The 20928-nt window shown below is 63.6% G+C and carries 23 protein-coding genes; 8 read left to right on the top strand and 15 right to left on the bottom strand.

All coding sequences use genetic code 11. The features are described from left to right. Positions 1-14: 14 nt before the first annotated feature. The 4 genes from GKC30_RS02990 to GKC30_RS03005 are packed head-to-tail and all read right to left on the bottom strand — an operon-like array spanning position 15 to position 3780. Positions 15-1049 (bottom strand): tetratricopeptide repeat protein, encoded by a 1035-nt coding sequence (locus GKC30_RS02990; RefSeq protein WP_155932198.1) that lies wholly within the window; start codon positions 1047-1049, stop codon positions 15-17. A 41-nt stretch (positions 1050-1090) separates the two neighbouring features. Continuing rightward, the gene (locus GKC30_RS02995) at positions 1091-2152 is read right to left on the bottom strand and encodes a tetratricopeptide repeat protein (RefSeq protein ID WP_196772786.1); all 1062 of its coding nucleotides are present in this window, start codon (positions 2150-2152) and stop codon (positions 1091-1093) included. A 21-nt stretch (positions 2153-2173) separates the two neighbouring features. Then, a complete protein-coding gene (locus tag GKC30_RS03000; RefSeq protein ID WP_155932199.1) occupies positions 2174-2788 on the bottom strand; it encodes a hypothetical protein in 615 nt (204 codons plus the stop codon). Beyond that, the gene (locus GKC30_RS03005; protein WP_155932392.1) at positions 2785-3780 is read right to left on the bottom strand and encodes a tetratricopeptide repeat protein; all 996 of its coding nucleotides are present in this window, start codon (positions 3778-3780) and stop codon (positions 2785-2787) included. The genes GKC30_RS03000 and GKC30_RS03005 overlap by 4 nt, the downstream gene beginning before the upstream one ends. A gap of 313 nt (positions 3781-4093) precedes the next feature. On the opposite strand from GKC30_RS03005, the gene GKC30_RS03010 reads away from it, so the two are divergent. The 3 genes from GKC30_RS03010 (at position 4094) to GKC30_RS03020 (ending at position 5720) form a co-directional block, all read left to right on the top strand. Continuing rightward, positions 4094-4336, top strand: coding sequence for an FmdB family zinc ribbon protein (locus GKC30_RS03010; RefSeq protein WP_155932200.1), 243 nt, complete (start codon positions 4094-4096; stop codon positions 4334-4336). A gap of 75 nt (positions 4337-4411) precedes the next feature. Beyond that, on the top strand, positions 4412-5344 hold the full coding sequence (gene hemC / locus GKC30_RS03015; RefSeq protein ID WP_155932201.1) for a hydroxymethylbilane synthase: 933 nt from the start codon (positions 4412-4414) through the stop codon (positions 5342-5344). A 178-nt stretch (positions 5345-5522) separates the two neighbouring features. Further along, the gene (locus GKC30_RS03020; RefSeq protein WP_155932202.1) at positions 5523-5720 is read left to right on the top strand and encodes a hypothetical protein; all 198 of its coding nucleotides are present in this window, start codon (positions 5523-5525) and stop codon (positions 5718-5720) included. Positions 5721-5811: 91 nt separating this feature from the next. On the opposite strand, the gene cobT is transcribed toward GKC30_RS03020, so the two are convergent. Next, positions 5812-6882 (bottom strand): nicotinate-nucleotide--dimethylbenzimidazole phosphoribosyltransferase, encoded by a 1071-nt coding sequence (cobT, locus tag GKC30_RS03025; protein WP_437179099.1) that lies wholly within the window; start codon positions 6880-6882, stop codon positions 5812-5814. Positions 6883-7068: 186 nt separating this feature from the next. Between cobT and GKC30_RS03030 the strand changes: the two genes are divergently transcribed. The 3 genes from GKC30_RS03030 (at position 7069) to GKC30_RS03040 (ending at position 9361) form a co-directional block, all read left to right on the top strand. Continuing rightward, positions 7069-7902 (top strand): WcbI family polysaccharide biosynthesis putative acetyltransferase, encoded by an 834-nt coding sequence (locus GKC30_RS03030; protein WP_155932204.1) that lies wholly within the window; start codon positions 7069-7071, stop codon positions 7900-7902. Further along, the gene (locus GKC30_RS03035) at positions 7892-8884 is read left to right on the top strand and encodes a glycosyltransferase family protein (protein WP_367613943.1); all 993 of its coding nucleotides are present in this window, start codon (positions 7892-7894) and stop codon (positions 8882-8884) included. Before GKC30_RS03030 ends, GKC30_RS03035 begins: the two co-directional genes overlap by 11 nt. Positions 8885-8953: 69 nt before the next feature. Beyond that, positions 8954-9361, top strand: coding sequence for a hypothetical protein (locus tag GKC30_RS03040; RefSeq protein ID WP_196772787.1), 408 nt, complete (start codon positions 8954-8956; stop codon positions 9359-9361). A gap of 76 nt (positions 9362-9437) precedes the next feature. Here GKC30_RS03040 and GKC30_RS03045 read toward each other — a convergent pair whose 3' ends face one another. From GKC30_RS03045 to pyrR, 3 genes are read right to left on the bottom strand one after another with little or no spacing between them, the layout of a single operon-like run. Further along, entirely contained in the window at positions 9438-10052 is a 615-nt protein-coding gene (locus GKC30_RS03045; protein ID WP_155932206.1) for a hypothetical protein, read from the bottom strand. After that, entirely contained in the window at positions 10049-10585 is a 537-nt protein-coding gene (gene thrB / locus GKC30_RS03050; RefSeq protein WP_155932207.1) for a homoserine kinase, read from the bottom strand. The genes GKC30_RS03045 and thrB overlap by 4 nt, the downstream gene beginning before the upstream one ends. A gap of 7 nt (positions 10586-10592) precedes the next feature. Next, on the bottom strand, positions 10593-11132 hold the full coding sequence (gene pyrR, locus GKC30_RS03055) for a bifunctional pyr operon transcriptional regulator/uracil phosphoribosyltransferase PyrR (RefSeq protein WP_155932208.1): 540 nt from the start codon (positions 11130-11132) through the stop codon (positions 10593-10595). A gap of 165 nt (positions 11133-11297) precedes the next feature. Between pyrR and GKC30_RS14855 the strand changes: the two genes are divergently transcribed. Both GKC30_RS14855 and GKC30_RS03060 read left to right on the top strand, forming a co-directional pair. Further along, entirely contained in the window at positions 11298-11621 is a 324-nt protein-coding gene (locus GKC30_RS14855; protein WP_196772788.1) for an IscA/HesB family protein, read from the top strand. Positions 11622-11745: 124 nt separating this feature from the next. Then, positions 11746-12075 carry an IscA/HesB family protein gene (locus GKC30_RS03060; RefSeq protein ID WP_155932209.1) on the top strand — a complete coding sequence of 110 codons (330 nt, stop codon included), beginning with the start codon at positions 11746-11748 and terminating at the stop codon, positions 12073-12075. A 139-nt stretch (positions 12076-12214) separates the two neighbouring features. Here the strand turns inward: GKC30_RS03060 and GKC30_RS03065 are convergent, their stop codons facing one another. The 7 genes from GKC30_RS03065 to GKC30_RS03095 all read right to left on the bottom strand — a co-directional run bounded on the left by GKC30_RS03065 (position 12215) and on the right by GKC30_RS03095 (position 20917). Then, the gene (locus tag GKC30_RS03065) at positions 12215-13453 is read right to left on the bottom strand and encodes a phenylacetate--CoA ligase family protein (RefSeq protein WP_155932210.1); all 1239 of its coding nucleotides are present in this window, start codon (positions 13451-13453) and stop codon (positions 12215-12217) included. A gap of 312 nt (positions 13454-13765) precedes the next feature. Continuing rightward, complete coding sequence (locus tag GKC30_RS03070; RefSeq protein ID WP_367613945.1) at positions 13766-14566, bottom strand: ABC transporter ATP-binding protein; 801 nt, start codon at positions 14564-14566, stop codon at positions 13766-13768. 278 nt (positions 14567-14844) lie between these two features. After that, positions 14845-16077 (bottom strand): ABC transporter substrate-binding protein, encoded by a 1233-nt coding sequence (locus GKC30_RS03075; protein WP_155932211.1) that lies wholly within the window; start codon positions 16075-16077, stop codon positions 14845-14847. 89 nt (positions 16078-16166) lie between these two features. Continuing rightward, positions 16167-17213, bottom strand: a complete 1047-nt coding sequence (locus tag GKC30_RS03080) for a branched-chain amino acid ABC transporter permease (RefSeq protein ID WP_155932212.1) — start codon at positions 17211-17213, stop codon at positions 16167-16169. 2 nt (positions 17214-17215) lie between these two features. Further along, positions 17216-18103, bottom strand: coding sequence for a branched-chain amino acid ABC transporter permease (locus GKC30_RS03085; protein WP_367613946.1), 888 nt, complete (start codon positions 18101-18103; stop codon positions 17216-17218). Then, on the bottom strand, positions 18104-20014 hold the full coding sequence (locus GKC30_RS03090) for an AMP-binding protein (protein WP_155932213.1): 1911 nt from the start codon (positions 20012-20014) through the stop codon (positions 18104-18106). Positions 20015-20071: 57 nt separating this feature from the next. Then, positions 20072-20917 (bottom strand): ABC transporter ATP-binding protein, encoded by an 846-nt coding sequence (locus GKC30_RS03095; RefSeq protein ID WP_437179097.1) that lies wholly within the window; start codon positions 20915-20917, stop codon positions 20072-20074. Between the last annotated feature and the right edge of the window lie 11 nt (positions 20918-20928).

The following is a 20928-nucleotide window of genomic DNA, read 5'->3' on the forward strand; positions in this document are numbered from 1 at the left end:
CGGCAATGGCCGGGTCAGATGTCGAACTTCAATTCGTCGCGGGCCGCACCGCTGCCGGTCCTGACACGCCCGGCTTCCGGGCATCCATTCGCCCCCTGCTCCTCTTCGGCGGCGGGCTGCACCTCGGCCGGTGCGGGCAGCGCCTCGCGGTTCGGCCCGGAAGCGATGGCCGGTTGCGCCGGAGCGGTTGTCCGGGAACGAATGAAGGCCACCAGCCGGGCCGCCACATCGTCAGGCACGGGCGGCTTGTTATACTGCTCGCGCAGGGCGTCGTTGTTGGCCAGCTCCACCAGCAGCTCCCCGAGCTGGCGGGCGGCCGTCAGCTCGGGGTTCAGGGCGTGGCTCCTGCCCAGCGCCTCCACGCATTCAGCCCAGCACCCGCGTTCGTAGTTGACTCGGGCGAGATTATAGAAAAGATTCTCGTCGTTCTCCACGAATTCCAGCCCCTTGGCGTAATAGTCGGCAGCCTCGTCATACATCCCGGCCTTGCGCAGGGCGATGCCGAATTCGTTAAACAGGTGCTGATCCCTGCCGGAGAAGGTGGACTTGATCTTGAGCAGTTCGCGCATCATTTCCCGCGCCTTGTCCTGGTCGTGCAGGGAAAGGGCGATAAGCCCGAGATTGAAGAGGGCGCGGACGTTGGCCTCGTCCATGCCCAGAGCCTGGCCAAAGCTGTCCTGGGCGCTGTAGAGCCTGCCCTGCTCGCGTTGCTCGCTGCCCTGGTCCAGATACTCCTGCAACAGTTCCATGGCGGGCACCGTGTTGCCCTCGAAGAACTCCACCTCCGGGATGTATCCCTCAATCAATTCACGAAGAGGAATGACCCGCTCCTCGCCCGTGGGCACATGGTGGGAATTGATCCGGCGCAGGGAGAAGCGGTCCTCGGAAAGCTGCTCAACATACCAGTATATTCGACTCACATGCTTGCGCGTGGTCATGCCCGTGCCCACTCGCATCTCATCGGCAGAGGAAAAAACGCACCTGATGTTGCCGCCTTTGCCCGCAAGGGCAAGATGGACCGAAGTGCCCGACTCGTTCAGGGAGTGCATGGTTCTCCGTTGTCATGCCGCCATGGCGGCTTTGATCGTTTTCATTTCCGTTCGCCGTCCCCGTCCTCCGGTGTGGAGCCAAGTCCGGTGCGTACACGCCCGCGCTCCACTGCCTGATCGGCCGTCATGTCCGGGCCGCGCCCCCAGTCGTGCTCCAGATCGCGCTCCAGATCAAGGACCAGGACTTCCTCGTCCAGCGGCAGGGCGCCGCTCTCGGCAACCAGCACATTCCTGGCCCGCCTGGCCACCTCGTCCGGCACCGGGGGCTTGCCGAAACGGGCCAACAGCCGCTCGTCCCCGGCCAGCCCCACGATGACCCGGAACAGGTCGTGGGCCACCCGCAGCGTGGGGTTGAGCCGGTTGGACATGATCAGGGCTTCAAGGCATCCTTCCCAATCGCCATTCTCATACCGCGTACGTGCAAGGTTGTAGAACAGGTTTTCGTCGTTCTTGACGAAGTCGAGGGCGCGTCGATAATAGGCCTCGGCCTCGCCATACAATTCGGACTTACGCAGACCGATGCCGAACTCATTGAACAAATGCTGGTTTTTCCCATCAAAGGCCGCCTTGACATCCACCAGTTCGGAGAGAACCGTCCTGGCCCGCAGATGCTCCCGGCGCTTCAAAAAGATGAGCCCCAGGCCGAACAAGGCCCGCACATTGCGCTCCTCAATGTTCCTGGCCCTGTTATACCCCAGTTCGGCACTGTAGAGCCGCCCGCGGACCCTATCCCGGTCCGCCCTGTCCAGTGTTTCCTCAAGGGAGTGCATGGCCGGGAGGACCACGTCCTCGTAGTAGGCGAGCCGGGGAGTGAACTCGTTGAGCAGCCGCCTCAGCGAAATGATCTCCGTATTGCCTGCGGGCACATGCCTGGAGTTGATGCGCCGCGCCTCGAACTCATCGTCCGCAATCTGCTCCACATACCAGTAGACCGTACTCTCGTGGCGCTGAGAGGTGGCACCCTGGCCGAGCATGACGATGGCCGTGGAGGAAAACACGCACCGTATGGCACCGTCTCCAGGCAGGAAATCCCAGCCGGAGACAGTCTTTCTCTCGACACCGGCCGCATCGGCCGGGCCAAAGCTCCGTGGTACGTCGTTCATGGCTTTCCATTGTGCGCCCTGTCATCCGGCAACATGAAAAACGTGCTCAAGGGGGGCGGCTCCCTTGCCGCCGCCCGGAAGCCTGCGTTTGCCTCGGGAGTCCCGCCAGACCACATCAAGCGCCAGATCGAAGGCGTGCCGCCTCGCCAGCAGCGGAGCCAGACTGTCGTAGGCCAGGGCCACCTCGGCCTGATCCCGGAAATCCGCCTCGTCCCAGCGGAAGTGCATTGCCCCCTCCCGTCTGGCCCAGAACACGGCGAGCATGTCTTTGAGCTTGTAGTCTTCCATCAGTCGTTGCGGGTGTAAAGTCCTATTTTTCGCCGCCAGCATGGAAAGCGGCACAGGCTCCCCGCCGTGGAAGACCTCAAGGCCGAAGCGGTTGTCGTGCATGGCCACTCCCTGTGCCCGATACACCTCGCGTACCGGATGCCCCAGAGTGTGGGCCACCTCGGCCATCTTGCGCCTGGCGTCGCGCCCCAGGGCCATGTCCCGGACAATGACGTTCCACTTGGCCGAGCCATAGGTTTTGATGGCGGCCTTGACCGCCTCCCGACTCAGATGCAGGGCGCAAACGCTGACAAACGTGCCGAAGAGGACGACCTCAAGCCGCCTGCCCGCCCCGCGCCCGCCGATCACGAGCCCCTCTCCAGATCCCGGTCAAGATCTTTCATCAGGGCTGTGGCGGCCAGCCGGGAGTCCACCCCTTCCGTCGCGAGCCCCAAGGGAGTTTCGACACCTGGATCGTCCTCCCCGACCAGACCGGCTGCGCGGCGGGCCACTTCTCCCGGCACCGGAGGTTTGCCAAAGCGGGTGCGCAGACTCTCGCTGCCAGCCAGGGCCACGGCCACCCGGCAAAGATTCAGGGCAGGATCGTGGTCGGGCTTGAGGGAGAGCGCCCGGGCCGAAAACTCAACGCTGTGCTCCCAGTCGTTCTTTTCATAAAAGGCCCGTGCCAGATTGTAGTGCAGGTTCTCATCCGCATCGGTCAGCTCCACGGCCCGCGAGTAGTACTGCACCGCCTCATCGAAAAGCCCTGCCTTGCGCAGCTCGATGCCGAACTCGTTGAAGAGGTGCTTGTGCTCCTCGGAAAAGGCCGCCCGCATGGCCAGCAACTGCTCGAACACCGTGCGCGAATTGCGCCTGTCGCCACGGCCCAGATAGACCAGACCCAGACCGAAGATGGCCCGCACGTTGGTTTCGTCCACGTCCAACGCCTTGGCGTACTCCATCTCGGCAGAGAGCGGCTCGCCGCCTTCGCGGTGTCGGTCCGCCTTGGCAATGGTCCGGGTCAGGGCGCGCATGGCAGGCTCCACATGAGTGTTGTGGATCTCGACCTCGGGAGTGTAATCGGCCAGCAGCACCTCCCGGCCTATGCACTTCTCTTCGCCCACGGGAACGAACTGGGGGTTGATCTTGCGTACGCCGAACTCGTCGGCCTGACGCTGGCAGACGTACCACAAAAGTTTGCTGCGCTGTTTTTTTGCCGTGGTGCCGGTGCCCACCTTGATCTCGGTCACGGTGGAGAAGACGCAGCGCAGCGGCTCGTCCGGGTTGTCGAGCCCGGTGCAGCCGCGCCTGCCATCAGGGACGCGGTTGTCCGCGTCGGCATGTGTGCGCGCATCCGCCATGATCTTTTTTTGCATCCCTCGTCCATGGTGGCGTATTCATGAGAGATATAAAGCGCCCTGCGAGAAAAAGGCTTCCTGCATCCGCCCTTTGAAGTCTAGCCCAAACAATCGTTTCAGGCAATGCGAACCGGGCTGGAATCGCCGTGAGGTTTGTTTTTGACGGAAAGCTGGACATGGGCGCCACAGACATTATCTGATGGCCACGGCAAACACGGCCCGGCGTTGCCAGCCGGATTGTTTTCAGCTATGCAAACCTTCCCTCGGGACGATCCGGCAAGGCATTCCGGGCAAAAATCAGACATGGGAGCATGCCATGCCCATTTTCGAATATCTTTGCGACGACTGCGGCACCGAGTTTGAAGAACTCGTCTTTGACAGGGAAGAGTGTCCTCCCTGCCCCAAATGCGCCTCGGCCAGGACCAGCAAGCTCATGAGCGCCGTGCGCTCGCGTACGGGCGGAACCGGCCCGGACGCGGGCGGCGACACCCCGGCTCCGGCCGCATCCTCCAGCGGCTGCGCAGGCTGCTCGGGCGGAAACTGCTCAAGCTGCCACTGACCGGCGAACTTTTTTCATAACCCGACACAGCGGCCCGTCTCGGGCTTCACCACACCCAAAAAGGCTCAACTCCGCATGAAACAACTGACCATCGCCACCCGGGGCAGCGCCCTGGCCCTCTGGCAGGCCAACCACATCAAGGCGCTGCTTGAGGCCGCCCACCCCGGTCTGACCGTGGACCTGCTCAAGATCAAGACCAAGGGAGACAAGATCCTCGACGTGCCGCTGGCCAAGGTGGGCGGCAAGGGACTCTTCGTCAAGGAGATAGAGGAAGCGCTGCTGGACAACCGCGCCGATCTGGCCGTGCATTCCATGAAGGACGTGCCAACCGAGCTTCCCGACGGGCTCGAGATCGGCGTGATCCCCGAACGCGAGGCGGCCACGGACTCGCTGCTCTCCGTCGATTACGACGGGCTGGCCGGGCTGCCCCAGGGCGCCCTGGTGGGCACGTCGAGCCTTCGCCGCCAGTCGCAGCTTGCCACCTTGCGGCCGGACCTGCGCATCGAGTCCCTGCGCGGCAACCTCGACACACGGGTGAAGAAACTGCTGGACGGCCAGTTCGATGCCATCGTGGTGGCCACGGCCGGACTCAACCGCCTCGGCCTCTCCGCGCCCAGGCAGGAGATTCTGGGGCCGCCGGATTTTCTGCCCGCCGTGGCCCAGGGCGCCCTGGGCATAGAGTACCGCTCTGACAACGCCGAGGTGGCAGCCATGCTCGCCTTCCTCGACCACGCACCCACCCGCAGGCAGGTGCTGGCCGAACGCGGCTTTCTCACCGGGCTGGACGGCGGCTGCCAGGTGCCCATCGCGGCCTGGTCGCGGCTTGAGGGCGACCGCGTCCACCTGACCGGCTTTGTGGCCGATGTGGACGGCTCGCGCCCCATCCGCCTGACCGCCGAAGGAATGGCGGACCATGCCTGGGACGTGGGCATGGATCTGGCGGCCAAGGTGCTTGCGGCAGGCGGCAAGGTTATCCTCGACGAAGTGTACGCCCGCCAGGGCGACTGATGCACACCGCCCCGGCTAAACACGGCCCCTCTGGAATGCTATGCAAAAAAAACAGGCAATAAGAGTGGTTGGCACCCAATCGACCAACGGAGAAACGAATTTCCTAAAGTTCCACCGATATGGGCCGATAAGAACTGCAAGAGTTCTTTTCAGCACCCCATGCAAGGAGGTTCGAATCATGGATATCGGTGGACTCGGAGTACAGGGAGCAAGTTTCGCGGATCAGGTCAAAGACATCCGCAAGGTGAGACTGCAAAGACAGGTCATGGAGAACCCGGAGCTGGCCCGCGAGCTGGTCAAGGTCGAAGCCACAGGCACATACAACGCCAAGGGCGATGTCATCCAGGCGGTGTCCAGTGATCTTGGAGAGGCATAATCTGGCCGCAGATTGCGGCAGCCAAAAAAGATAGGCCGGGCGACCAATCGCCCGGCCTATCTTTTTTGGCTGCCCGAAAGACGCCGGAAGGCTACTCGCCCGCCCCTGCCACACCGGCATCGGCAAAGGTCGCCATCCTGGTGTACATGTCGGCCGCGCTGCGCACCAGATACATGGCGCAAGCCGCGCCCGTCCCCTCGCCCAGGCGAAACCCCAAATCAAGCAGCGGCCAAAGGCCGAGAGCCTTGACCACAGCCCCATGCCCCGGTTCGGCCGAAGCATGGCTGATGACGCAATAGTCGGCCACGGCCGGGCAGAGCTTCCAGGCCGCCACATAGGCCGCGGTGGAGATGAACCCGTCCACGCAGACCATCTGGCGGTTTCTGGCCCCGCCGAGAATCAGCCCGGCCAGGGTGGCGATCTCAAGACCACCCAAGGCTGCCAGCACGGCCAGAGGCTCGCCGGACTCCACGGCCTGCCGGTTGGCCGCAAGCCCGCGCCGGATCACTGCGGCCTTGCGGGCCATGCCCTCGGCGTCGAGCCCGGTGCCCGGCCCCGTGACAGCCACGGGATCGAGACCGAGGAATGCGCAATAGAGAGCCGTGGACGGCGTGGTGTTGGAGATACCCATGTCGCCAGTGCCCAGTACGCGGACACCGTCGGCCAGGGCGCTATCGGCCAGGGACACCCCGAGCAGGAGGGCGCGAAGGCATTGCTCGCGGGTCATGGCCGGCCCCTTGGCCAGATTGGCCGTGCCCGGCGCGATCTTGGCCTGAATCAGGGCGGGGTGGTCATCGTATCCGCCGCCGCAGGAGCCCGCGTCCACCACATAGAGCTGCGCCCCGGCAGTGGCGGCCAGCACGTTGATACCCGCTCCGCCGCGCAGGAAGTTGAGAACCATCTGGCGCGTGACCTCCTGAGGGAACAGGCTCACTCCCTCCTCGTTGACGCCGTGGTCCCCGGCCACGGTATAGATACGCATGGGATCGGCGCAGGGCGGCTGCCCCCCCTGGATCAAGAAGAGCTGCAAGGCCAGGTCTTCAAGGCGGCCGAGGCTCCCCCGGGGCTTGGTCAGATTGTCGAGGTGGGCCTGGCCGCGGGGGGCCTGGGCACGATCCACCGGATGGATGGCGGCCAGCACCGCCTCAAGTTCGCAGGACAGGGTCTCGGGGGATGTGGTATGGGACATGAATTCCTCGCAGCGCAGTGTGTTTCGTTGGTTGGGGTGGATTACACCCTGGCCTTGCGCCTGTAAACCGTCCAGACGCCGCCCTTGTCTGGTCCGGGGATTCCGTGCTAGGGTCCGCCTACGGCCTTTTGCCGGAAAATCAATTGATTCCGGGGCGTCATGAATAAAGAACTCTGCATCGTTCACGCCAACTGCCAGGGAGAGCCCCTCATCGAACGGCTCATGACCAGCCCGCAGTTCGCGGCCCGCTACCACTGCGAGTTGTACACCAACTACATCCGCCAGCCCGTCCCGCCCGAAAGGCTGGGCCGGTGCGCCCTCTTCCTCTATCAGCACCTCGGCCCCGAGTGGAACGAACTGGCTTCGGCCGCTCTGCTCGCGGCCCTGCCCGCCTCGGCCCAACACCTGTGCATACCGAACATGTTTCACCTGGGATACTGGCCTCTGTGGAGCGGCCGCCCCGGTTTCGACTACCGCTGCGACCACCTGGACGAGTTCCTCGCCCTCGGACGCTCTCCCGAGGAGACCATGATCCTTTTCCTGCGTTCCGATCCGGCTGCCAGATACGACCTGCCCGGCCTGATCGCCCGTAGCGTCGCCCTGGAAAGGAAAAAAGAAGAACGCACCCCGATCAAGTATCTGGACATGGTCCTGGAGCGATCACGCAGCGTCCGGCTCTTCCACACCATCAACCATCCCGGCCGGGAGCTGATGGACCACGCAGCCAGGGGCGTACTGGCTCAACTTGGGCTGGCCGCCCCCGACAAGGCGGCCCTGGCCCGGCTCGATGAACCGTTTCAGGAATTCGAGCTGCCCATCAATCCCAAGGTGGCCCGGTTCTTCGGTTGGGACTTTGCCACGCCCGAAACCCAGTATCAGATTTACGGCAGACAGATGAACTTTGCCCGCTATGCGACCAACTACATCATGGCCGCACGGGCCGGAATCAGCGACTTCATCGGCTATCTCCAGGGGGTCCACAGTGCCATCTGACGCCATCGCCTGGCTGGGCGGCTCGTATTTTCGAGACGAGTTCGCCGCCTTGGGCCACAGGGTGGTCCACATCCCCATGGCGGCCACCGAAATCCTCGACTGGAACACGCTGGTGGCCCGGACCGGGGGCGAACCCGCGGGCGTGATCTACGCCGATTGCAGCCTGCCGCCGCCCCTGGTGGGCATGGAGCGTTTCCCCTGCCCCACGGTCTTCTATGCCGTGGATTCGCACATCCACAGCTGGTACCCCATGTACGCCCAGGGATTCGATCTGGTGGCCGTGAGTCTGCGCGACCACCTGCCGCGCTTTCGCCAGCGTCTCGGCGAGGGGCGGATCATCTGGCTGCCCCCCTTTCCCCTGGGCGGGGAGCGCCCCCCGGACCGACCGCCGGTCAAGGAGTGGGACATTCTCTTCGCGGGCAAGGTGGACCCCGAACTGACGCCCGGCCGCCACGCCCTGCTGCGCGAGATACGAGCGCGATTCCCTGGCCTAGCCGTGCGGCAGGGAAAATTTGGCGATCTCTTCCCCAGGGCTCGCGTGGTCCTGAACATCGCAGAGGCGGGCGACCTCAACTTCCGGGTCTTCGAAGCCATGGCCTGCGGCGCGTGCCTGCTCACGCCCGAGGTGGGCCACGGCCAATCCCTGCTTTTCTCCGAAGGGGTCCACATGACCACCTACCCGCCAAACGACCCGGATCAAGTGGTGGCCCGCGCCTGCGCCCTGCTTGATGCCCCGGACGTTCGCGAGGCCATGGGCCGGGCGGCCAGCGCGGAAATCGACGCCCGGCATCGGCCGCACCACCGCGCAGCGACCCTGGCCCAGGCCCTGGACGCACTGGCACCAAACACCGTGGCCGACCGGCTGGCCAAGGCCGGGGCAATCCACGCAAAATATCTGCGGCTGGTCTACCTGCACTGGGCCGAAGCCAGCGACGATCCGGCGCGGCGGGCCGCCTTCCTGGCCGCAGGCGCTGTTCCCTGATCCTTGTCCCCCCCCTTCAGCAACCGACCTGATCGGCCGATAGGAAGTACGGATGCCAAGGAGGCCGCCGTGCACATCGACACAGATCATCCAACGCCGGACGGGTTCGCCCGCCAGACATCGACGGCCGAAACGCCCTCGCCCCAAACGCCGTTGGCCGGCGCAGACGCGGCCAGCACCGGGGAGAAGCACGAAGTCGGCCCTTTGCGGATTGGCGGCGATCTGGCGGCGTTCTCGCCCGAGGCGATCCGGGCTTTTCGCGAGAGCGCCATAGAGCCTATCAAAAACGGCACTTTTTCCCTGCGCCAGATAGAAAACCGCATCAACACGGTCCGCGCCGAGATCGTCCAGGTCTGGAACTCCGCCCTGCCCGAAGACGAGAAATTCCGCATCATAAACGCCCGCGAGAACGAGATCTCCTTGCTCCAGGCCGGGCAATTCACCTTTGCCAAGGCCGGATTCTCCCGGACCGCCTGACGCCTCTGAAACCCCACGCCAAAAGGCCGCCCGAATGTATCGGGCGGCCTTTTGGCGTGGGGCGCGACCAGAACGCTTACTTGAGTCTGGGAGGGCCGAGCACGATCATCTCGGCGATGGTATGGTCCACCTTGGGCAGACGGCGCAGATTGGCACCCACGAACCGCATCTCCAAAGCGGCCAGTTCCTTGTAGAGCGGTGTCCGGTCCACCACCGGAACAGCATGGCCCCCGGCCCGAAGCCCTTCCGTCAGCCCCTGACAGCGCTGGCAGCCGGGAAAGGAGACCCGACGGCCGTCAGGCCGGACAAGCTCGTTGGGCACGCCGTGCATGCGGCAGATCATCAGGCGATGGTCATACAGCCCGCACAGCCCCTGCTCGCGGTCGAGGTTGAGAGGGCACATGACCCGTGGACGCAGACCACGGCTCAGGGCCTCGCGGGCCTGCTCCACATATTCGTGGGCACGTTGGCGCACGGCCTCCAGCCGTTCGGGCGGCAAAGCGGCGAGCCCTTCCCAAAGATAGGCCCATTCCACATACGTGTGGTGCTGAAAAAACGTCAGGCAACAGTTTTCGGCACAGTCGTCGCAAGTCAGTCCGATGACCTGGGCGCTCTCGACATAGCGGGACACCATGGCGTCATAGATGGCGGCAAGTTTGCGAAAAGCGCCATTGGGAGTCAATTTTTTCATGCGAAGTCGATCTGTTGAAGAATTGTGTCAACACAGGCCCCAGGAGCCTCGCGGTCGGTGCGGACCACGATGTCGGCTGCGGCGCGATACAACGGCTGCCGACGGGCAAAAAGGCCGCACAGGGTTTCTCCCGGAGCGATGGCCAGCCCCCTGTCGCGGCCGTCGCCCACCCGGTCGAGAAAGGTCCGCTCGTCTATGTCAAGAAGGACCACCGGCCCAAGCTCCTTGAGCCGGGCCATGGCCGACTCGCTGTAGATGACGCTGCCGCCCGTGGAGATGATGGTCCTGGTCAGGGAAAGCTGGCTGACCAGATGCCCCTCGATACGCAGGAACTCGGCCAGGCCGAAATGGTCCATGATTCCTTGCAGCGACATGCCGTAGTAAGCCTCCAGGTGGCGGTCCGTGTCCAGCTGGCCCCAGCCCAGCCGCGCTGCCAGCGCCTGACCCAGGGTGGACTTGCCCGCCCCGGCCATGCCCACCAGGGTGATGCACGGCTTGAGCACCGCATCCCGCTCTATGGCCGAAAAACCCATGGGCGGCTCAACTCCGCACGAGGCAGACACGGTCCTCGTCGTCGCGTTCCGTCACCAGGACGTTGACGTGTTCATGCCCCAGGGTATCGAGCTTTTTGCCCACGTAATCGGCCTGGATGGGCAGCTCGCGGTGGCCACGGTCCACCAGCACCAACAGCTCCACGCGCCGGGGGCGACCATAATCGAGGATGGCCTCAAGGGCGGCACGAATCGTGCGGCCCGAGTAGAGCACGTCGTCCACCAGCACGATGGAAGCCCCCTCGATGTCGAAACCGATCTCGGAACAATTGATTGTCGGGGCAAGCTCCAGGTTGGTGGTCCAGTCGTCGCGGTACAGGTTGATGTCGAGCTTGCCAAGAGGGATTTTGCGCCCCAGCCGTTCGTCAAGACGCACCTTGATCCGCTCGGCCAGATCCGCGCCGCGCCGCTGGATGCCGATGATGGAAAGCCGCTCGTCATCGCCCCTGCGCTCGAAGATCTCAAGGGCGAGCCGTTCGATGGTCCTCGCCATCTCACGGGCACTGAGGATGGTTCCACATTCTTTCATCTGCTTTGCCTCGCTTGCCCCGGGGGGGGCGGTTGCACCGTCAGGAATTATCCCATAGCTCCCGGGTGGTCAACAGCCACGCCGCCCGCGCTCTCCGTTTTGCGTTTGACAAAGCGCATCTTTGATCTTACCTGTCTACTTCCCACCATTGAACAGGAGGCAACAATGCTTGATGTCACAGACGCCGCGAAGAAGCAGCTTGAGGGCTACTTCAGCGGCAAAACCCCCTCCCCCATCCGCGTGTATCTTGCGGAAGGCGGTTGAGCAGGCCCTCGCCTGACCCTGGCTCTGGATGAGCCTAACGAAAAAGACGAAGTTTTCGAGGCGGCCGGATTCACCTTCCTCGTCGAAAAGGGGCTCCAGGCCCGAGTCGGCGCGGTGAAGATCGACATGACCTACTACGGGTTTGTCGTGGAATCCGAAAATCCTGTTGGCGGCGGCGGAAGCTGCAGCACCAGCGGATGCAGCAGCGGCTCCTGCTCCTGCTGATATACCGGCCGACTGTTTTCGATGCGGCGTCTCCTCGTGGGACGCCGCTTTTTTTCCACCAGCCTCTGGACAGCGAACAATTATTACTTATCCTCCAAAGCAAACCCATAACCCAGGAGACCCAATGATCACCATCACCGAATCCGCCCGCCAGGAACTGGCCAAATACTTCGAGGACAAGACCATCGAGCCCATCCGCGTCCATCTGGCCGACGGCGGCTGCTCCGGCCCCCGCCTCTCGCTGGCCCTCGACCAATTGCGCGACGGGGACACGAGCGTCGAACAGGGCGACTTCACCTTCCTCATCCAGACCGAACTGGCCGAGACCACAGGGGCCGTGACCATCGACATGACCGAGTTCGGTTTCCAGATCGCCTCGGAAAACCTCGTGGGCGGCGGTGGCTGCGGCTGCTCGTCCTCCAGCGGCTGCTCCTCTGGAAGCTGCGGCTGCTAGGCAGCCTGACCGCAAGACCCAAAGACACACGGCCGACAGGGAAATTCCCTGTCGGCCGTGTGTCTTTCCAAATCAAAAGGGGCGGCGCTCCTGGCACCGCCCCATCCGATGAGGACCGCAATCCCGGAACAAGCCGGGCTCAACCGAAAGTCCTTTCGTCCACCAGTCTCGGCGCATCCGCCGGAAGTGTTCCCGGCGCCACAAGCTCGACCTGGGGCCTGAGTTTCAGCATATTCTGGAAATCCGCGGCAAATGCCGCCATATCAATCTCCATCGCCGTCTCCAGTAACACAACCAGGGCGTCTCGTCCACCCGGATTCTTCACTCTGATCTGCCATGCGGAAACATCGGGATACCGGGCGCAGACCGCACCGGCCTGGGCCGGATAAATGAACTGGCCCTTGACCTTGGCCGTGTCGTCGGCGCGCCCCTTCCAGCCCGTCAGTTTTCGGGCCGTCCGGCCGCACACGCACTCGGAGAGGTCGATGGACGACAAATCCCCCGTGGCCAGACGGACCAGCGGATAATCGGTGAAAAACGGGGTGACCACCACCTCGCCCAACTCGCCGTCGGGCAGCGGCACCCCTGTGGCCGGATCGCAGATCTCCACATGCCGGAAATTCGAAAGGTGCATCCCCCCAAGCTCCATACACTCATACGCAATGCAACCCACATCCGCCGTGCCGTACCCCTGGCGCACCGTGATGCCAAACATCCCCTCCACTTCGCGGCGCAGGCTCTCGGGCAGCGGCTCGGCCGCCACATACGCCTTCTTGATCTGAAAGTCCCGGGCCAGATCATGGCCCATGGTCATGGCCTTCTCACCGATCACCTTGAGATAGCTGGCCATGCCCACAAAGGCTGTCACCGGCAGCCGGGTCATGAACTCTATCTGCTTCTCGGTGTTGCCAGGCCCGGCCGGAATCACCCCGCACCCGATGGCCCGCAGCGGCTGCTCCAGCATCAGCCCGGCCGGAGTCATGTGATAGGAAAAAGTCATCTGCGCCAGATCGCCGGGCCTGAATCCGGCCGCAAAGAACCCCTCGGACCACGCCCAATAGTCCGGGTCCGTTCCCTCGGGGTCGAAGATGGGGCCGGGCGACTGATAAATGCGCCCCAGCCGCCCCGGCTCGCAGCCCAAAAACCACTGAAGCCCGTGCTCTGCCTGCAACCCGATGATCTCGCGCTTCCTGAGCACCGGAATCTGACCGAAATCATCAAAGCTCTTGAAATCCTTTGCACAGGCCCCAAGACGCTCCAGCCGAGCCCGAAACTCGCCCGACGATCGCTCGGCCTCAAGCAGCACCTCACGCACCGCCTTCCACTTGCGCTTCATCCGCTTCTCGCGCGGCTCGGTCTCATATTCGTGGTAATACATTGAAGCTTGCCTCCGGCGGCCAGAGAACCTTTTGAAAAAGGTTCTCTGGCCTCTCCAAAACTTTTTGTCGCTCCGCCTGCGGCGGAGAAGGCGCAGATCCTCAGCCGTCACTCCCAGCGTACGACAACTCCAGAAAAAGCTCTACCACGACCGTCTTAATTTCATCCAGGCACAGGCCCCTGGCTCTCCCTGCCCCCACCCCACAAAACGTTTAGGGGAAAGGAGGGGTTGGGGGTCCGGGGGAAGGGGAGGAAAACCCCCTTTTCGCAAAGGGGGTTTTCCTCCCCTTCCCCCGGCCGCCGGAGGCATCCCCTACCCCAGCCAGCGCTTCCTGCGGCGGTAGTGTTTGACATCGCGGTAGCTGCGCCGGTCTCCGGCGTGTCCCATGCCGAGGTAGAATTCCTGGACATCGGGGTTGTTGAGCAGGTCCGAGGCGTTGCCGTCCATGACCACCCGGCCGTTTTCCATGATGTAGCCGCGTGTGGCCACAGAGAGGGCGGCCCTGGCGTTCTGCTCGACCAGGAGAACGCTCACCCCTTCCTCGGCGTTGATGCGCTTGATGATGTCGAAGATTTCCTCGACCAACAGCGGAGCCAGCCCCAGGGACGGCTCGTCGAGGAGCAGCAGTTGCGGTCTGGCCATGATGGCGCGGCCAATGGCGCACATCTGCTGCTCGCCGCCGGACATGTAGCCCGCCAGTTGTTTGCGTCGTTCCTTGAGCCGGGGGAAATAGGTATAGACCTTTTCAAGGCCTCCGGGAATTTCGGAGCGCGGCCGGGTGAACGCGCCACAACGCAGGTTTTCCTCCACGGTCAAATCCTCGAAGATGCGGCGGCCCTCCATGACCTGGAAGATGCCCTTGCGCACGATCTTTTCGGGAATCAGGCGCTGGATGGGTTCGCCCTGATAAATGACCGAGCCGTCCGTGACCTCGCCATGCTCGCCCTCAAGCAGTCCCGAGACAGCCTTGAGGGTGGTGGACTTGCCCGCGCCGTTGGCCCCGAGCAGGGCCGTGATCTCACCACGCGGACAGGCCAGGGAGAGCCCCTTGAGCACCAGGACCACGTCGTTGTAGACCACTTCGAGGTTCTCGACCTTCAATATCTCGTTCACAGTGCCTCCGGCGGCCAGAGAACCTTTTGAAAAAGGTTCTCCAGACTCTCCAAAACTTTGTTCGCTCCGCCGTCGGCGGAGAGGGCGTGGATGAGCGGACAGGCAGTCTTCCCTTTCGCACAAGAGGCTCGTCCAATGCGCCTGTGCGCCACTCTACGCCGCCATCAAATTATCCCAAACCCCTTGTCTTTCCGGCGGCGTAACTCCAAAAAGTTTGTAGGGGGGGGGGCCGGGGGGAAACTTTTTCAGAAGTTTTCCCCCGGCTCTTCACTCAATCTTCAATGTCCCAGCCAGTCGGCGCGGCGGTCGAGGATTTCCTCGGCCACGAAGGTGAGCTGGCCATCCTTGATGGTGTAGAGGAGTACGGCCATGTTGGGGCGGTGGTCATCCGGAAAGTAGGAGATGAGCGGCGCCAGCCCCATGGGATCGTAGTCGCGCAGGGTTTCGGCTGCGTCCTTGATGCTTTCGCCTGTGACAGCGCCCTTGTCCGCGGCGCGTTTCATGGCCTCGGCCATGGTCAGGATGGAGACGAAGCCCCGGACATAGTGGGTCATCTGGGGCTTGCCGCCGGTAATCTGCTCGATGATCTTCATCCCCGGCACATCCTTGCCGTAGACGGCGGCGGCCTGATTGGAGAAGGAGCCGTTGGCGTCGGCCCCGGCAAGGGCCGGAAGGGTTTCGTCCGTGCCCCATATGTTGGTGAAGAACACGCTGGTCATGCCGATGTTCTTGGCCGACTTGAGGATGACAGAGGTGGACGGCGTGGTTCCGCCGACCCAGCAGAAATCCGGGGCCTTGTTCTTGAGGGGCAGCAGTTCGGTGGTGGCATCGATGGCATTGAGGGCCACATTGGTCTCGCCCACGATCTCGTAGCCCAGTTCGGTGGCATATGCCCGGCCGGCCGGGATGGGCGCCAGTCCGTAGGGGTGGTCGGGATAGATGAAGGCCACCTTGGGAGCGCGGGCCTCGGTCCATTGCGAACGGAAGTACTTGAGGGCGGCTCGCAGCTGGGTCGAGTAGTCGGCGGAGATGAAGAAGTTGTAGGGCGCGGTTCTCGGATCGGTCAGATGGGCCGAATACGAGGCCGAAAAGTTGGGAACCTGATCCTTGGCCTGGGTGCGGACCAGGGCCTCGGTCACTGCCGAGCCGAACCCCTGGATGCAGACGACCTTGTCGGTGTTGACCATCTTCTTGTAGAGCGAGAGGCCCTGCTGGACGTTATAGGCCGTGTCCTGGAGATCAAAGACGATGGGGCGACCGCCTATGCCGCCGTTGTCGTTGATGTAGCGCACGGCGGCCCTGAGGCCGTCGGCATAGGGCACCCCCACCGAGGAGGTGGGGCCTGAGAGGTCGATGAGCCCGCCCACCCTGATGGGCGAGGTGTCGGCCTGGGATTCGGAGCCGGTGGTTGCGGTTTGCGCCGGTTTGTCGCCTTCGCCTCCGCAGCCCATGAGCATCAGCCCGGCGAGGAGCATGGTGCATGCTGCGGTTATGATTTGTCCTGCCCTCATGTCGTGAACTCCTAAGGGATTTGAGGTTGTCGCGCCCTGCCCCATCCCGGGTCGGCCGCGGACGCTATGTTCACCCGCGCAGTGCGGGGTTAATGGGCAAAGGGGTAGAGCTTCCAATACGCCTTGACCAGTCGCCAACGGTTGACCAGCCCCTCGGGCTCGAAGATGAGGAACAGGATGAGCACCAGGCCGAAGACGCCTTCGCGCAGGGCCACCAGCGACTGGGATATGCCGGGAAAGGCAGCGCTCAAGCTGTTGGCCAGCGCGTTAAGGGCCTCGGGCATCAGAACCACGAACACGGCCCCGAAGACCGAGCCCAGCACGCTTCCCATCCCGCCGATGATGATCATGGCCAGATACGAGATGGACAGGCCGATGTTGAACTGTTCGGCCGAGATGTAGCCGGTGTAGTGCGCCCACAGCCCGCCAGCCACCCCTGCCAGGAACGAGCTGACGCCAAAGGCCACGAGCTTGAACCAGAAAAGGTTGACCCCCACGATCTCGGCAGAGAGATAGTAGTCGCGGATGGCGACAAAGGCGCGGCCGTAGCGGGAGCGCATGATGTTGGCCACCATGAGCAGCGCGGCGGCGGCAAAAAAGAGAAGCAGGTAGTACATCCTGGCCTCGGTGTCGAAGACAAAGCCGAGGATGGTCGGCGGGTCGAGGAGCAGGCCGCTTGAGCCCCCGGTGAGTGCGCCGCCGTGCAGAAAGACGAACTCCAGCACCAGCTGGGCGGCCAGGGTGGCGATGGCCAGATAGATGCCCTTGAGCCGCAGCGAGGGGACGCCGAAGACCATGCCGACCATGGCTGTGATCAGCCCGGCTGTGAGAATGGCCAGGGGAAAGGGCACGCCGTGAAGAGTGCACTGCCCGGCAGCGTAGGCTCCCACGCCGATGAAGGCTCCATGACCCAGCGATATCTGGCCGCACACCCCGGTAAGCAGGTTGAGGGCCACTGCGCCGATGACCGCGATGAACACGAGGTTCATGACCGAGGTTTCGTGAATGTTCAGGGCCAGGGGGGCTGCCAGCAGGGCGAGGATGAAGAGACCCACCATGAGCTTTTGGAAGCCGCTTCGGAATATCCGGGCCTCGCCGCGATAGGAGGTGAAGAAGAGTCCGCATTTACCCTGCATGGCTAGACCCTCTCGATTTCCTTGGTTCCGAACAGGCCGTAGGGCTTGATCATCAGGATGACCACCAGGATGATGAAGGCCGCCACCTCGCGGAAACCGCCCAGGCCGAAGAACTGGCGGGCCGCGCCGTCGCAGAGGTTTTCAAGTACGCCGATGATCAGGCCGCCCAGGGCCGCGCCCAGCAGCGAGTCAAGCCCGCCGAGGATGACCGCCGGGAAGACCTTGAGGCCGAGATGGCCGAGGTGGGCGTTGATGCCGTTGATGTTGCCAAGGATCACGCCGCCCACGGCAGAGACCACGCAGGCGATGCACCAGCTCATGGCGAAGATGTTCTTGATGCCGATGCCCATGGACTGGGCGGCCTGCTGGTCAAAGGCCGTGGCCCGCATGGCGATGCCCGTGCGCGAATACTTGAAGAAGACCGAGAACACGGCAAAGAGCACCGCCGACAGGGCAAAGGCTGCCAGGTAGACCGGGGCCACGGGCAGCCCGGCAATGACCACGGGCTCGCTGGGCAGCACGGGCGGATAGACCCGGATCTGGGTTCCCCAGAAGAGCTGAACCAGCGACTTGAGCACCGAGCTCATGCCCACGGTGACCATGATCACCGAGATGTGCTCCTCGCCGATGAGCGGACGCAGGACCACCCGCTCGATGGCCAGCCCGAGCAGCACGGAAAAGGCAAGGGTAAGGAGAAACGCCCAGAGAAACGGGATGCTGAACTCCACTGTCAGGGCGAAGCAGACATAGGCCCCGGCCATGACCAGCTCACCCTGGGCGAAATTGACCACCTTGGTGGCCTTGTAGATGACCACGAACCCGAGCGCCACCAGCGAGTAGATACCGCCGACCACAAGCCCGTTGATGACCAATTGCAGATAGTATTCCACTTACGCCTCCATGTCCTCGATGCGGATGGTGCCGCACATCTCGCGCACCCGGCCGTCCTGATAGGTTATCTCTGTTTGCAGGTTCAGGGCGCAGGCGTCGGTGTAGAGCGCCTCGATGAGCTGCCCGTAGCGCTCGCCGATGGTGGATCGGCGCACCTTGCGGGTGCGCGTCAGTTCGCCGTCGTCGGCGTCCAGTTCCTTGTAGAGCAGGCAGAAGCGGCGGATGCGCGTCTCCCTGGGCAGCATCTCGTTGGTCCTGGCCACCTCCTCGCGGATGAGGGCGTACACCTCATCCTTGGCCGCGAGATCCTGATACGTAGTATAGGTGAGCATCCGGCTCTCTGCCCAGTGGCCGACAATGTCCATGTCGATGCACAGGATGGCGGTGATGAAGTCGCGCCCGTTGCCGAGCACCACGGCTTCGCGCAGATAGGGAGAGAACTTGACCTTGTTCTCCAGGAACTGGGGCGAGAAGCGGGTGCCGTCGGTCAGCAGCATGACATCCTTGAGCCGGTCGATGACCACCAGCCGTCCGGCTTCGTCGAAATATCCGGCATCGCCCGAAAGGAGCCAGCCGTCGCGCAGGGTTTCGCGGGTGGCTTCCTCATTGCGGTAGTAGCCGATAAACACCGCCGGGCTGCGGGAGATGATCTCGCCCGCCTCGGTGATGCGTACCTCGGTCTCGGGGATGGGGGCTCCCACGGAGGTGAAGTCCACCTGCCCGTCCTGATGGATGCAGGAGATGCCCGCGATCTCGGTCTGGCCGTAGATCTGCTTGAGCTTGACGCCCAGGGCGTGGAAGAAACGGAAGGTGTCCGGCCCCAGGGCGGCCCCGCCAGTGGTGGCGCTGCGCATGCGCGAGAAGCCCAGCCGGTCGCGCAGGGCGCGGAAAAGCCCCTGGTCGGCGAGGAAGTACTTGAACTTCAGCCACACGCCTGGCTCGCGCCCCTCGAACAGGGCGTCGGCGTACTCGTAGCCGATGGGCAAAAGCCGATTGTAGAGCCAGCGCTTCAGCGGCGTGGTCTCCATGATGTCCCCGCGCACCTTGGCCGCGATGGACTCCCATACCCGCGGCGGGGAGAAGACCAGATGCGGGCCTATCTCGCGGGAATCGGCCCGCGCCGTGTCCGGCTCCTCGGGAAAGTTGACGCAGAACCCGAACATCAACGCCGAAGCCACGGCCATCATCTGCTCGCCCATCCAGGCCAGGGGCAGAAAGGAAACGAATTCGTCCGTGGGATGTTTGGGGTCCACCTGGCCGAGGTTGTGGGCCATGGAGAGCAGGTTGACGTGGGAGAGCATGGCCAGCTTGGGCCGTCCGGTTGTGCCCGAGGTGGTGGCGATGATCGCGGGATCGCAGTCGCGGGTGGCCTTGGCCCAGAGGGCGTAGCGGTCTTCGGTGTCCTTGTGCTTCTCGCGACCCAGGCGGCGCACGGCCGCGAAGTCGATCAGGCCGGGAACGCTCTCCTCGTAGGCGGCCAGCCCGCGGGTGTCGTGGTAGACGATGTGCTCAAGGCGGGGAAGGTTGTGGCGAAAGGAGAGGATCTTGTCCACCTGCTCCTGATCCTCGGCCACCACCAGGCGGCATTCGGTCAGGGCGAAGACGTACTCGATCTCGTCGGCCGGGGAGTCCTGATAGAGTCCGAGCGCCATGCCGCCCAGGCCCTGGATGGCCAGCTCTGCCCAGATCCACTCGGGCCGGTTGTCGCCGATGAGGATGACGGTGTCGCCCCGGCCCAGGCCCAGGGCGTCGAGCCCGCAGGCGAACTCCGCAGTGATGCGCAGGCTCTCGCGCCAGGAGACGGCCTGCCAGACGCCCCATTCCTTTTCGCGCAGGGCTGGCCTGTCGGCGCGTTCTGCGGCCTGGCGCAGCAGCAGCCGGGGCAGCGTGGTCTTGTATGGCTTTGTCATGAAATATCCGTGTGTGTATGCGTCTTGGTACCCGAAAGGGGGAACCGGCCTTCCCGTCTATCTCCCGCTGAAGGTCGCCTGCTCGGTCCCCAGGTAGGCGGCGATCACGTTCTTGTCGGCCTGTACCTCGTCCGGCGTCCCCTCAGCCAGCTTGCTCCCGAAGTCGAGGACGATCACCTTGTCGGAGATGTCCATGACCACACCCATGTCGTGTTCCACGAGCAGGACGGTGACGCCCCATTCCTCTGCTATGTCGAGGATGTAGCGGGCCATGTCCTCGGTTTCTTCGAGGTTCATGCCTGCCATGGGTTCGTCGAGCAAGATAAGCTTGGGTTCCGCGGCGAGGGCTCGCCCGAGTTCCACCCGTTTCTGCACCCCGTAGGGAAGGCGTCCCGCGTGCTGGTGCCGGTAGGGGGAAAGATTGAGGAAGTCGATCACGTCTTCGACGCGACGGCGGTGCCTGTCCTCAAGCCTCGCGGCCCGGCCCCAGTACATGATGGAGGCGAGCAGCCCGTACTCCATCCGGCTGTGGCGGCCGACCATGAGGTTGTCCAGCACCGAGAGCCCTTTGAACAGGGCGATGTTCTGAAAGGTGCGGGAGAGTCCCAGTTCCGTGCGTTTGTGGGCGGGAAGGGACAGGAGGCATTCGCCGTCGAGTGAGATGGCGCATGGGCCGGCAGCGCCCCCGTCGGGGGTGTAGCGGCCGCTGACACAGTTGAGCATGGAGGTTTTCCCCGCACCGTTGGGACCGATCAGGGACGCGATGGTACCCTGCTCGACGGTGAAGGAGACTCCCATGAGGGCGGCGATACCCTTGAAGGTCAGGGTCACGTCGCGAACGTCAAGGTAGGCCATAATCCTGCAATTATGGTATGGAGCGTACCCGGTGGGCACTACGGTCATGGGGCGGGGCG

The organism is Pseudodesulfovibrio alkaliphilus, from assembly GCF_009729555.1.
Taxonomy (GTDB): domain Bacteria; phylum Desulfobacterota; class Desulfovibrionia; order Desulfovibrionales; family Desulfovibrionaceae; genus Pseudodesulfovibrio; species Pseudodesulfovibrio alkaliphilus.